The 12097-nt window shown below is 66.4% G+C and carries 12 protein-coding genes; 7 read left to right on the top strand and 5 right to left on the bottom strand.

Annotated elements, in window-relative coordinates:
- Positions 1-9 precede the first annotated feature (9 nt).
- The gene (locus CA260_RS07030) at positions 10-792 is read right to left on the bottom strand and encodes a DUF4349 domain-containing protein (protein ID WP_111981736.1); all 783 of its coding nucleotides are present in this window, start codon (positions 790-792) and stop codon (positions 10-12) included.
- Between the two features lie 114 nt (positions 793-906).
- Between CA260_RS07030 and CA260_RS07025 the strand changes: the two genes are divergently transcribed.
- The 4 genes from CA260_RS07025 (at position 907) to CA260_RS07010 (ending at position 5529) form a co-directional block, all read left to right on the top strand.
- A complete protein-coding gene (locus CA260_RS07025; protein WP_111981732.1) occupies positions 907-1434 on the top strand; it encodes a PadR family transcriptional regulator in 528 nt (175 codons plus the stop codon).
- Positions 1435-1455: 21 nt separating this feature from the next.
- Entirely contained in the window at positions 1456-2250 is a 795-nt protein-coding gene (locus CA260_RS07020; RefSeq protein WP_111981728.1) for a siderophore-interacting protein, read from the top strand.
- Positions 2251-2363: 113 nt separating this feature from the next.
- Positions 2364-4535 (top strand): AsmA family protein, encoded by a 2172-nt coding sequence (locus CA260_RS07015; RefSeq protein ID WP_111981724.1) that lies wholly within the window; start codon positions 2364-2366, stop codon positions 4533-4535.
- A gap of 64 nt (positions 4536-4599) precedes the next feature.
- Positions 4600-5529, top strand: coding sequence for a DMT family transporter (locus tag CA260_RS07010; protein WP_111981721.1), 930 nt, complete (start codon positions 4600-4602; stop codon positions 5527-5529).
- A 4-nt stretch (positions 5530-5533) separates the two neighbouring features.
- On the opposite strand, the gene CA260_RS07005 is transcribed toward CA260_RS07010, so the two are convergent.
- Positions 5534-6433, bottom strand: a complete 900-nt coding sequence (locus CA260_RS07005) for a LysR family transcriptional regulator (protein WP_111981718.1) — start codon at positions 6431-6433, stop codon at positions 5534-5536.
- A 165-nt stretch (positions 6434-6598) separates the two neighbouring features.
- Between CA260_RS07005 and CA260_RS07000 the strand changes: the two genes are divergently transcribed.
- The gene (locus tag CA260_RS07000) at positions 6599-7240 is read left to right on the top strand and encodes an NAD(P)-dependent oxidoreductase (RefSeq protein ID WP_111981715.1); all 642 of its coding nucleotides are present in this window, start codon (positions 6599-6601) and stop codon (positions 7238-7240) included.
- A 51-nt stretch (positions 7241-7291) separates the two neighbouring features.
- Here CA260_RS07000 and CA260_RS06995 read toward each other — a convergent pair whose 3' ends face one another.
- The 3 genes from CA260_RS06995 to CA260_RS06985 all read right to left on the bottom strand — a co-directional run bounded on the left by CA260_RS06995 (position 7292) and on the right by CA260_RS06985 (position 10400).
- Positions 7292-8248: a copper resistance protein B gene (locus CA260_RS06995; RefSeq protein ID WP_111981712.1), complete on the bottom strand. Its 957-nt coding sequence runs from the start codon at positions 8246-8248 to the stop codon at positions 7292-7294.
- Complete coding sequence (locus tag CA260_RS06990) at positions 8245-9972, bottom strand: copper resistance system multicopper oxidase (protein ID WP_111981709.1); 1728 nt, start codon at positions 9970-9972, stop codon at positions 8245-8247. Before CA260_RS06990 ends, CA260_RS06995 begins: the two co-directional genes overlap by 4 nt.
- 80 nt (positions 9973-10052) lie before the next feature.
- Positions 10053-10400 carry a hypothetical protein gene (locus CA260_RS06985; protein WP_111981706.1) on the bottom strand — a complete coding sequence of 116 codons (348 nt, stop codon included), beginning with the start codon at positions 10398-10400 and terminating at the stop codon, positions 10053-10055.
- A gap of 190 nt (positions 10401-10590) precedes the next feature.
- Between CA260_RS06985 and CA260_RS06980 the strand changes: the two genes are divergently transcribed.
- Both CA260_RS06980 and CA260_RS06975 read left to right on the top strand, forming a co-directional pair.
- Positions 10591-11472: a 23S rRNA (adenine(2030)-N(6))-methyltransferase RlmJ gene (locus tag CA260_RS06980; protein ID WP_111983045.1), complete on the top strand. Its 882-nt coding sequence runs from the start codon at positions 10591-10593 to the stop codon at positions 11470-11472.
- Between the two features lie 91 nt (positions 11473-11563).
- Positions 11564-12079 carry a Slp family lipoprotein gene (locus CA260_RS06975; RefSeq protein ID WP_111981703.1) on the top strand — a complete coding sequence of 172 codons (516 nt, stop codon included), beginning with the start codon at positions 11564-11566 and terminating at the stop codon, positions 12077-12079.
- The last annotated feature ends 18 nt before the right edge of the window (positions 12080-12097 follow it).

The following is a 12097-nucleotide window of genomic DNA, read 5'->3' as shown; positions in this document are numbered from 1 at the left end:
TCGCCGCCGTCACGTCCCGGGATGGTTCCTCCGCCTGACGATGCGGCGCCATGCCCATCGCCAGGCGAGTGCCAGCGGCAGCGCAAGCAGCAGGAACGGCAGGCCATAAGCGACCGCGGACAGCGCATCGCCGACACCCTCGATCAGCTGGTCGAGCAGTCCGCTGAGTGACGCACTCAACCGATGCCCGCGTGAGCCGGCATCGGCATCGTGGAAATCCAGCTCCAACAGGTTGGTGTCGAGCCGCCGCTGCTGCATGGCAGCCTCGCCCTGCAACGATTCGCGCTGCTGCTGTACCTGTGCCTGCTCGTGGCTCAACGCCATCAGGTCGGCAACGGCGAGATCCCTGCGTGAAGCCAGTTCGTCCAGCCGCCTGGCATAGGCATCCAGTTGCGCCTGCTTGCGCTGGTTGTCGTTCACCGCATCCGCCAGATCCTCCGCATGCGTTTCGCGCGAAACGAACTTGCCGCCTTGCCCCGCCATGCCGACCAGGGGCTCGACGGCGCCTGGCGTCGCGCGAACCACCAACGAGGAACGCCATTCACCCTGCGTGATGCGCAATACGTTGCATGCGCCGAAGCGCTGCGTTTCACAGGCCTCGCGCACGGCGCCCACCCTGGCGTCGATCTGCGCCTTCGGCAGCTCGATACCGACGGCATGTTCGTAAGCGAGCTTTGCACCCGCTTTCGCCGCCTCGCCCGTCAACGTGGCGGGCGCCACCTCCTGCTTTCTTGAACAGCCAGCCAGCAACAGCACGGCCAGCACCGCAAACATCCACTTGCGTGCACGCATGACAACCCTTCCTGGATCCCGGTTCCGGATGAGTCTGCCACAGACGTTGCCCTCGACTTGCCCCGGATATCATTTCGATATATCGTTTTATTTTGATATATCGAAATCAACGCCATGCACGATCCGTCACGCCGAGCCAAGGCCGCACTGCGCGGCGATCCGGACCGCTCCAGCGGCCAACGCCTGCTGGGACATGGCGACCTGAAGCTGTTGCTGCTGGCCCTGCTCGAACAGCAACCAGGCCACGGGTATGAATTGATCCACCGCATCGCGGACATGTTCCACGGCCACTACGCGCCCAGTCCTGGCGCGATCTACCCCACGTTGACCATGCTCGAGGAGCTGGGGTTGCTGCAGGTCGACCAGGAACACGGTGGCCGCAAGCTCTATACCGTCACGGCGCAGGGACGTCGGTTCCTGGCCGACCACCACGATGCCGTCGACGCCATGACGCTGCGCACACGCCATGCCGTACGGATCGCCGCAAAGATGGCCTTGCCACCGGCCGTGCGGCACGCCATGCATGCGGTGAAGCACGCGCTGATGGCACGCGGCACCGCATGGAACGCATCCGAAGCGAAACGCGTCGCGGCACTGCTGGAACACGCCGCCAGCGAGATCGCCGCCGAACCCGACGACTGACCCCCATCGAGATCACTCCCCATGACCCGACATGCCCATCAGATGCAGCGCCACACGGTGGTGCTTCGCGAGATCGAGGTACTGCGCACGCAGCGCATCACGCCGCACATGCAGCGCGTGGTGTTTGGCGGCGAGGCGTTGCGCGGCTTCCACAGCGCTTCACCGGACGACCACACGAAGCTGTTCTTCCCCAATCGCGCAGGCCAGCTCGTACTCCCCACACCCGGCCAGGGACGCCTGGAATTTCCCGAAGGTGTCGAACCTTCACCGATGCGCGACTACACGCCCCGCCGCTACGACGCCGAAGTCAACGAGCTCACGGTGGATTTCGTGCTTCACGGCGACGGCCCCGCCGCCAGGTGGGCCGAACAGGCCGAGCCGGGGCAACGCATCGGCGCCGGCGGTCCGCGCGGGTCCTTCGTGGTGGCGGATGACTTCGATCACTACGTGATGATCGGCGACGAAACCGCCTTGCCCGCGGTCAGCCGCTGGCTCGAGGAACTGCCGTACGGCGCGCACGCCATCGTACTGATGGAAATTCCCGGCAGCGCGGATCGACAGACGCTCGAATCGCGCGCCCAGGTCGACTTCGCCTGGTTCGAACGCGACAACCTCGATGCCGCCACCAGCCAGCTGCTGGAACACGCGCTGCAACGCTTGCCCACGCCATCGGGCGACACGTTCTGGTGGATCGCCGCGGAATCCTCACGCGCGCGACGCATGCGCCAATATCTTTCCGATGAACGCAACATTCCCAAGGAATGGTTGCGTGCGACAGGCTACTGGAAAGCCGAAGGAAGCGAGGACGAAGCGTGAATGGCATGAATTTCCGCTGAGCGCGTGGACGCCATCACTACGAAAATTTGCCGTTGTCGCGGATAAGAGTGAGTCGACGACCGGCACCAGCCGGTCATTGCAGGAGGCAATGGATGTCCTGGCGCAGCCGAAGGCTGATGTGGTTCGTCTACGCACCGGTGGCCGTCCTGCTGCTGTTGATCGCGGCGGCGATCTTCATCGTCGCCACGTTCGACTGGAATCGGCTCAAGCCCACCATCAACGAGCGCGTCAGCCAGACCATTGGCCGTCCCTTCGTCATCCAGGGCGACATCACGGTCAGCTGGGCGCGCGAGCCGGGGGAAGGCGGCCTTGCGGCATGGGTGCCTTGGCCCACGCTGCAGGCGCGGGACATCGTCATCGGCAATCCCGACTGGGCCAAGCAATTGCAGTTCGCTCAACTGGATGCCGTGCGATTCCGCCTCGCACCGTTGCGCCTGCTGTTCCATCACGTGGAGATTCCCACGCTCTACGTGGTGCGTCCGCGCATCGACCTGGAGCGCGACGCCCAGGGCCGCGCCACCTGGGACTTCACCTTCGGCAAGAGCGCCCAGCCGTCCAGCTGGGCGCTCGACCTGCACGCCGTCGGTTTCGACCACTCGGAGATCACCTTCGACGACGCGGTAAACAAGGCAAACCTGAAGATCACGGTGGAACCGTTGCAACAGGCGATTCCCTACGACCAGATCGTGGCGCAGCAATCCGCCGATGCCGCCGAGCAGGCGGGCAAGGTCGCCGGCGCCGGCGCTCGACAGGCGGTGGCCAAGGCCAACGCGAAGGATGAAAGCCGGCCAGGCAGTACGCACGCCGCCTATCAGTTCGCCTGGCAGGCCGAGGGCCGCTACCAGGGCGAGCCGGTGAAAGGCACCGGCAAGACCGGCGGGGTGCTCGCGCTGCAGCAGACCGACCAGCCCTTCCCGCTGCAGGCCAACATCCATGTGGACGACAGCCACATCGCCTTCGTGGGCACGTTTACCGATCCGCTGCACCTGGCTGCGCTCGACATCCGCCTGTGGTTCTCCGGCGCCAGCATGGCCAAGCTGTATCCGCTGATTGGCGTCACGCTGCCCGACACGCCGCCCTTCGCGACGCAGGGTCATCTCAAGGCGAACCTCAAGCGAGGTGACAGCCACTTCTCCTATGAAAACTTCCGCGGCCGTGTCGGCGGCAGCGATATCGCCGGCAACGTGACGTTCGACACCGGCGGCCCGCGCCCCAAGCTGGCCGGCGAAGTGAAATCGCAGGTACTGCGCTTCGCTGACCTCGCCCCGCTGATCGGCGCCGACACCAATGCGGAGAAGCAACGCCGCGGCGACGCCACGCCGCAACCGTCCGACAAGGCGCTGCCGGTCGAGCCGTTCCGCACGGATCGCTGGCGCGCCATGGACGCCGACGTGCAGTTCAGCGCCGGGCATATCGTGCGCGATGCATCCCTGCCCATCGATGCGCTCTCCACGCACGTGGTCATGGACAACGGCGTGCTTCGCCTCGATCCGCTCTCCTTCGACCTGGCCGGTGGCAAGGTCAACAGCAACCTGAGCCTCGACGGCAGCCGCACGCCCATGCAGGGCAACATCAAGCTCGGCGCACGCCACCTCAAGCTCAAGGAATTGTTTCCGAAATTCGAACCGATGCGAACCAGCTTCGGCGAGATCAATGGCGATGCCACCCTCGACGCGCGTGGCAATTCGGTGAGCGAGTTGCTGGGCACCTCCAGCGGCGAGGTGAAGCTGCTGATGAACGACGGCGCGATCAGCAAGGCCTTGCTGGAGACTGCCGGACTCAACGTGGGCAACATCATCATCAGCAAGCTGTTCGGCGACAAGACGGTGAAGATCAACTGCGCCGCCTCGGATCTCGCCGCCACCAATGGCCTGTTCCAGACACGCCTGTTCGTGTTCGACACCGAAGATGCCACCGTCAACATCGATGGCACGGTCAACTTCGCCAACGAAAAACTGGATCTGGACGTGCACCCGAACTCGAAAGGCCTGCGCGTGCTGTCGCTGCGCTCGCCGCTCTATGTGAAGGGCACCTTGAAGAACCCGGACGTGGGCGTCCAGCCTGGTCCACTGATCCTGCGCGGTGGCGGCGCCGTGGCGCTGGGCGTGCTCGCCGCGCCCGTGGCGGCCCTGCTGCCGCTGGTGGTCACCAGCAAGGGCGAGCCCGACAACGCCTGCGCCGCCGTGCTCGAACAGATGCGCAATCCGTCGAAGGCCACGCCGCCTTCGACCAAAAATCCGCCGAAAACCGCACAAAAGCAGTGACTGCGCACTACTTACGCGGCGGCGACGCTAGAATGCGCCGCCCCGTTCCCGTCGATGTACGTCCATGCAATCCGTCACCAAAGCCCGCTGGCAGATCCACTTCTGCGTCCTGCTATGGGGCTTCACCGCCATCCTGGGCAAGCTGATCACCCTGCCTGCCTTGCCGCTGGTGTGGTGGCGCATGTTGCTGGTCTCCGGCTCGTTGCTGCTGATGCCGCGCGTCTGGCGGGGGCTCAAGGCCATGCCCGTGCGATTGCGCTGGTCCTACGCCGGCATCGGCGTACTGGTGTCGCTGCATTGGCTGACGTTCTATGCCGCGATCAAGCTTGCCAACGCGTCCGTCGCCGCCACCTGCATCGCCTTGGGGCCGGTGTTCCTCGCGCTGGTGGAACCATGGATCGCCCGGCGCAAGTTCGATCCGCGCGAGCTGCTGATCGGCGTGGCCGTCGTGCCCGGCGTGGCGATGGTGGTCGGCGGCGTTCCTGTCGACATGCGGCTCGGCATCGCCGTGGGTGCGTTCTCCGCCTTGCTGGTGGCCCTGTTCGGCTCCTACAACAAGCGCCTGGTGGAACACGGTGACCCGCTCACGGTGACCTGCATCGAGCTCGGCACCGGCACGCTGTTCCTTACCGTATTGGCGCCACTACTGCCGCACACGGGCGCCGCCTTCGTGGTGCCCAGCCTGCACGATGCCGCGCTGCTGGTGCTGCTCTCGTTCGGCTGCACGCTGCTTCCGTTCGCGCTCGCGCTGGTGGCACTGCGCCACATGAGCGCGTTCGGCACGCAGATGGTGACGAACCTGGAACCCGTCTACGCCATCGTGCTGGCCATGCTCATGCTGGGCGAGCAGCGCGAACTGGACGGTTGGTTCTACGCAGGCGTGGCGGTGATCCTCGCGGCCGTGTTCATGCATCCGCTGCTGAGTCGACAGCAGGGAAAGGCCACGCAGCCCGAACTGCTGGGCACCGCGGAAAGCCACAACGTCGTCGAATGACGCCTCATGTCTGCGCGGCAAGCCAGGCGCGCAGATGCCCGATGAACGCACGCACCTTGGCCGGCGGCTGCCGCCCCGGATACACCGCGTGGATGCCGCCTTCGGGCAGACGGTACTGCGCCAGCAGCGGCACGAGGCGGCCTTCGCGGATGTCGTCGGTGACCAGGTAGTCCGGCAGCACGCTGACGCCGGCGCCGTGGCGCACCAGGGCATGCGCTGCCACCACGTTGTTGGCTTGCGCCGCCTGCTTCATGCGCACGGTACGGCGTGAACCATCGGGTGCCGTGAACGTCCAGCGCAGCGGGGAAGACAACAGCGCGAGCGACACCCATGCCAGCGATGGCAACTCCGCCAGGCTGCGCGGCTCGCCCCGGCCAGCAAGATAGCCCGGCGAAGCGACCAGCAGCTGGCGGAAGCTGCCCAGCCGCGTCGAACGCAGATTCGAATCGCGCAACCAACCCATGCGGATGGCCAGATCGAAGCGTTCGGCGATCAGGTCGCTCACGTGGTCGCTCAGCACCAGGTCGGTCTGCAGTTGCGGATGGCTGCGCATGAAGTCGGCCAGGGCCGGCGCCACCACCGAGGTGCCGTAATCGCTGGTGGCGGTAAGCCGCAGCGTGCCGCTGGGCTTCTCCTGGTCGCTGCCCACCTGTTCGATCGCCGCCTCCGCCTCGGCGAGGATGCGAGCGCAGGCAGCGTGGAACGTGCTCCCCGCTTCGGTGAGCGTCATGCGCCGGGTGCTGCGCAGTACCAGGGTGACGCCGAGTTCCTGCTCCAGCTTCGCCAGATGCTGGCTCACCATCGCCTTGGTCATGCCCAGCGTTTCGGCAGCCGCCGTGAACGAGCCGGCACGCACCAGCGCCACGAACACCGCCAACCGGTTGAGATTCACTTCGCTGGACATGGACGCCTCACTGTCAAGCCAAACTTTACAGTGAATTCCCGTTTGATGCGTTTATCCACGTCGATCAGAGGCGCATGCTTTGCCTCAGCCCGGTACCGGCGACGCATTCATGAACCCCGCGCCCTCGCTCGCCGGCACCCCACCCGTTGCTGGAGTCCCTGTCCCATGAAGATTGCCCTGTTCGGCGCCACCGGCCATATCGGTCACGCCATCCTCGACGAAGCGCTGGCGCGCGGCTACGACGTCACCGCCATCGTGCGCGATCCATCGCGCCTGTCCACCCGCAATCCCCGACTCAGCGTGGTCACCGGCGACGTCGGCAAGCCGGAGACGTGGCTGGACGCCGTGCGCGGCGCGGATGCCGCCGTCGCCAGCCTTTCCGCGCGCCGCGATGGCGACAACGACGTCATTCCGGTCAATGCGGCCGTGTTGCTGGACAACCTGCCCGCCGCAGGCGTGAAGCGCTTTGCATGGGTCGGCGGCGCCGGCTCGCTGGAGACCGCTCCGGGCGTGCTGGTGATGGACGACCCGCACTTCCCTGACGCCTGGAAGCCCGAAGCAGCCGGCCAGGGCAAGGCACTGGACGTATTTCGCGCCAGCCGGTCCCCGATCGATTGGACGTTTATCAGTCCGGCCGCCCTGATCGAGGATGGCCCGCGCACCGGCACGTACCGCGTCGGTGGCGATCAACTGCTGGTGGACGCCAACGGCAAGAGCCAGATCAGCGTTGCCGACTACGCGGTCGCCCTGCTCGACCGCATCGAAAAAGGCGATGCGAGCCGCAGGCGCATCACGGTGGCCTACTGAGCTTTCCGCGGGCGGCTGCAGCCGCCCGCACCCACTTCACCGTCAGGCGAGTTACAACCACCAGCGTACGCCAGCCACCCAGATCGTTTCGCGGGCATGGAACGCGGGCGCGCCAGGCGCCTGGCTATCACCGTAGCGCCGCGTCCAGTTCACGCCGACATAGGGCGCGAACTTGCGGCTGAACTCATAGCGCAGGCGCAGCCCGGCCTCCACATCCGACAGGCCCGACGACACGCCACGCTGCGGATCATCCTTGCCGTACAGGTTGAGTTCGAGTTTGGGCTCCAGGATCAAGCGTTGCGTGAACAACAGTTCGTAGCTGGCTTCGAGCCTCAACGCCGTGCGCCCCTGCTCGCCCGCATAGAACGTCGCCTGCGTTTCGAACCAGTACGGCGCCAGGCCCTGCACACCGACAGCGGCCCATTGCCGTGTCGGTCCTCGGCCAAAATCCTGCCGCGCACCGAGCTGTGCATCCCAGAAACTGGCCCAGGCGTGGCTCCACAACACATCGGCGCGGCCTTCGGTGCCGTCGCTGCCGCGCTCGCCTTCGGCTTTCACCCACAGGCGATCGATGGGATTGCCGAGCCATCCCTCCGCCTCCCAGCTCGTGGCGTAGTCACCGGATGTGCTGCGCGTCCGCTCAAGGCGATCGAACAACAGCATGCCCGTCGCCGACGCATCGTCCATCTGCATCAATGCGCCCATCTGCTCCCGCGTCATGGCGGGCATGGCGTGCTGGGGCGGAGGCGGCGGTACATGGTCGTTGGGCGGAAGCGTCGCTTCGCCGGTAGCGGGCATGTCATGGCCGGAGTGGTCCATGCCGTCATGCACCTGCGCGCTGTCGGCCGGCTTGGTCGTCGCGTGATGGCCCGCATGGGGATCGGTCTGCGGTGCATGCTGCATGGACATGCCGGGCATGTCCTGCATGTCGGCACTTTGCGCCAGCAGCATCGATGGCGCACAGGCGCCCAGCGCCAGTGCGATGCCCGGAATCATTCGCCGGTTCATGCCACCACCACCTCGCGGAACATGCCCGCCTCCATGTGGTAGAGCAGATGGCAGTGGTACGCCCAGCGTCCCGGGGCATCGGCGCTCACGCGATAACTCAGCTGCTGCGCCGGCTGCACCATCACCGTGTGCTTGCGCGCCTGGAACGAGCCGTCCGGCGACTCCAGCTCGCTCCACATGCCATGCAGGTGGATCGGGTGGGTCATCATGGTGTCGTTCACCAGCGTCACGCGCAGGTGCTCGCCATGGCGGAAGCGCAGCGGCTCCGCGGCCGAGGCGCGCCTGCCGTCGAACGACCACAGGTAACGCTCCATGTTGCCGGTGAGGTGCAGGGTGAGTTCGCGGTCGACGTTCGGCGAGATCGGCGCATCGATCGCGTGCAGGTCCGCATAGCTGAGCACCCGGCGGCCGTTGTCGCGCAACCCCACGCCAGGATCGTCGAGGTTGCGTCGCGGCGCGGCCACTCGCATGTCGACCTCCGGCCCGGTCTTCAGCGAAGGCGCAGGCTCGTGGTGCATCGACATCGACATGCCGGGCATCGCCATCATGTCCATGCCGGACATGTCGTGCCCCATGCCGCCGTGATCCATCGCGCCCATCATGTCGCCCATGCTCAGCAGCGGACGCGGATCGAGCGACGGCACGTCGGCCGTCATGCCGATGCGAGGCGCAAGCGTGGCGCGTGCGTAACCCGTGCGATCCATGCTCTGGGCGAAGATGGTCCACGCGCGATCAGCGGACGGCTGCACGATCACGTCGTAGGTTTCGGCCGTACCGATGCGGAACTCATCCACGCTCACCGGCTCGATCGCCTGCCCGTCGGCCGCCACCACGGTCATCTTCAAACCCGGGATGCGCACATCGAAGAAGGTCATCGACGAGCCATTGATGAAGCGCAGCCGGATCTTCTCGCCCGCGTTGAACAGTCCTGTCCAATTGCCGGCCGGCGTCTGCCCGTTCACCAGATACGTGTAGGCCACGGCGGAAACGTCGGCCAGGTCGGTGGGGTCCATGCGCATCTGGTTCCACATGCGCCGTTCGGCCAGCGCGCCCGACAGGCCGTCGCGCCCCGCATCGCGCAGGAAGTCGCCCACCGTACGCTTGCCGACGTTGTAGTAACCGCCCTGCTTCTTCAGGTTGGCGTAGACGGTTTCCGGGTCGAGATCGGTCCAGTCGTTCAACAGCACCACGTAGTCGCGATCCGCCGCGTGGCGCTCGCCATCGCGCGGCTCGACCACGATCGGGCCATACAGCCCGGTCTGCTCCTGGAAGCGCGAATGGCTGTGGTACCAGTACGTGCCCGCCTGGTTCACCGTGAAGCGATAGACGTATTCGCCGCCAGGCGGTATGCCGTCGAAACTCAGGCCGGGCACGCCGTCCATGTCCGCCGGCAACACGATGCCGTGCCAGTGGATGGAGCTGGTTTCGCGCAGCCGGTTGCGCACGCGCAGCGTCACCGTGTCGCCCTGGCGCCAGCGCAGCAGCGGCGCGGGCAGCTGCCCATTCACCACCGTGGCGATGCGCTTGCGCCCGGTGTAGTCGACCGGCAGCTCGCCGATCTCCAGTTCGAAATGGTTGCCGCGGAGTTCGGCGCGCGGCATGGCGATCTGGGCCAGCGCGTCGCCGCGCCAAAGTCCCAGGCCAGCGGCGACGCCACCCAGCGCCAGCCCCTGGACGAAACGCCGACGCGGCAGTTGAAAGCCGCGCGGTTCCTGCTTGTTCATGGTCCTGCTCCGTCAGTCGTGCCCGCGAGGCGGGCGCGTCGAATCGGCCGATGATCCGGCCCCGTGCATCGAACGGAGAATCAGGCGACCGGCGGTCGCAAGGGCGGTTCGTATACCGGCTGGGGCGCCGTCTCCCGACGCGACAGCCAGCCCTGGCTGGCAGGCTCTGCCTCGGCTACCGGCCCCCATGACGACGGCGGCACGCTGACCGAGGCATGCGCACAGCAGCCGTCAGCTGCCATCGTGATCGAATGCGCCGCGCCATGGTCCGGCGCGTGCGGCACTGACATGCCCATCGACGCCGCCATCGACGCGCAGCAATCCTCGGGCTGCGCCCACGCCGCGCTGCCCAGCGCCAGCCACGCGCACAGAGCCAGCGCGAACAGGGCGCGGCAACGACGCAGATGACGGAAAAGATGGCGGGTCATGACGGGAGCATAGCCACCGTCGCACCACCCGCTCAACTCTGGAGGTGGCTCCGCAAGACGTGCAGTCCCATGCAGGAGCGCATCCAGTGCGCGACCGCGTGGAATGGGGCGTCGATCGCGCACTGGGTGCGCTCCTACAGTGGAGGCGGCGGGGCCGTATAATCGCCTGCCATCCGGCGCCTCCATGACCATGAACTACCGTCACGCCTACCACGCCGGCAACTTCGCCGATGTCCTCAAGCACACGGTGCTGTTCGCGCTGATCGAAGCCTTGCAGGCCAAGGCCACGCCGTTCGCCTTCGTCGACACCCATGCCGGCAGCGGCTGCTATGCGCTGGACAGCACCGAGGCCGGCAAGACGGGCGAATACAAGGACGGCATCGCGCGCCTGCTGTTCCCCGATCTCCATGCCTCCGGTGGGCGTTCCGAACCACTGCCGCCGCTGCTGCGCCGCTGGCTGGACGCGATCCTCCGCGTACCGGGCAACGAACACGGCCTGAAGCTTTATCCAGGCTCGCCCTTGCAGGTGGCGAACGCCATGCGCGAAACCGACAGCGCGCAGCTGTGCGAACTGCACCCGGAAGAAGCCACGCGCCTGCGCGAGCTGTTCCGCCACGATCACCGCGTCCATGTCCATGAGCGCAACGGTTATGAAGCGCTGAAGGCGTTGCTGCCGCCCAAGGAAAAGCGCGGCCTGGTGCTGATCGATCCGCCCTACGAGGCGCAGGACGCCGAGTACCGCGTGATCGAGCAGGCGCTCAAGCTGGCCCTGCAGCGCTGGCCCACCGGCGTCTATGCCGTCTGGTACCCGATCAAGCTGCGCAGCCAGGTGCAACCCTTCCACCGCTGGCTGCAGCGTTGCGGCGCCCGCCGTGTGCTGCGTGCCGAACTGCTCGTGCATCCCGACGATTCACCGCTGCGCCTCAATGGTTCGGGCATGGTCATCCTCAACGCGCCCTGGAAGCTCGACGACGTGCTGCGCGATTCGCTGCGCGCCATGGCACCGCTGCTCTCGCAGGAACGCCGGGCCGAATGGCGCCTCGACTGGCTGGTGGAAGAAACCCAGGCCTGAACGCCGGGCGACATGCACCGCTGTTGCCTACCACGCTTGCCCGAGGCCGGCTAAGCTCATGGCGTCCCCGTCTGGAACGCCGGAGCCTGTCATGCCTGTCCGTCTCGCTTCCTATCTGCTTCGCGGCATGGCGATCGCCAGCCTGACGGCTCTGGCCGCATGCGCTCCCGCGCCGATCTACAAGCCTTCGACCAACACCATCGCGGTTCCTCCGAACGCGGTGGCGCAATCGCCAGAGCGCTTTGCGAACGCAGACGTGATCTGGGGCGGCCGCATCGTGCAGGTGAACAACTTCCACGACCACAGCGAGATCGAGATCCTTGGCTACCCGCTGGACAGCTCGCAGCGTCCCAAGGTGGACAACGGCGGCGGCTGGGGTCGCTTCGTCGCCGTCGTGCCGGGTTATGTCGAATCGTTCGACTATCCCTCCGGTTCGCTGATCACGCTCACTGGCCGCATCACCGGCAGCCGCAACGGCAACGTGGGCGAGGCCGGTTACGTGTTTCCCACGGTGAGCGTGGCGCAGTCGCATGTGTGGACGGCCGCCGAAATGGAGAGCGGCAAGTCCAACGTGAGCTTCGGCATCGGCGTGGGCGTGGTCCACTGACGGCAGTCGCCGTTTACA

It is taken from the genome of Dyella jiangningensis (assembly GCF_003264855.1).
Taxonomy (GTDB): domain Bacteria; phylum Pseudomonadota; class Gammaproteobacteria; order Xanthomonadales; family Rhodanobacteraceae; genus Dyella; species Dyella jiangningensis_C.
Note: the sequence above shows the minus strand (reverse complement) of the source record. Positions and strands in the feature narration are given on the sequence as shown.